Genomic DNA, 340 nt, shown 5'->3' on the forward strand with positions numbered 1-340 from the left:
CCTTGCCGTGGAAGCCGGGCGCACTATAATCCTCGACCCAGATCGTTTTAAGAGGGCGGCTTCAAAGAGAGACATAGCTGTGGTGGGGGTAGCACCTTGTCGATCTTCATAAGCTGTGCCGCCGGCATAGCCACAATAGACGTGTATAAGGAAGAAAATCTCCTACAGAACTCCAAGGAGATGGGTAGGGTTTTGGGAGAGGAATTGGAGCTAAGAGAAGCTAAGCTTGCGCCGTGCCAACGAAATCATACGCAGGTGTGGTGCTTTTTGCACTTGAGCGATGCTCGTTTAGCGTTGCGCAAATTGATGGTTGCCTTTATCGACGAACTTAAAGACATGA

At 50.0% G+C, this 340-nt stretch carries 1 protein-coding gene; it reads left to right on the forward strand.

What is annotated here, in order from left to right:
- Window positions 1–96: 96 nt before the first annotated feature.
- Window positions 97–340, forward strand: a 244-nt coding sequence (locus EZM41_RS01280; protein ID WP_198468626.1) for a hypothetical protein, incomplete at its 3' end; no start/stop codon positions are given.

This window comes from Acetomicrobium sp. S15 = DSM 107314 (genome assembly GCF_016125955.1).
GTDB lineage: Bacteria > Synergistota > Synergistia > Synergistales > Thermosynergistaceae > Thermosynergistes > Thermosynergistes pyruvativorans.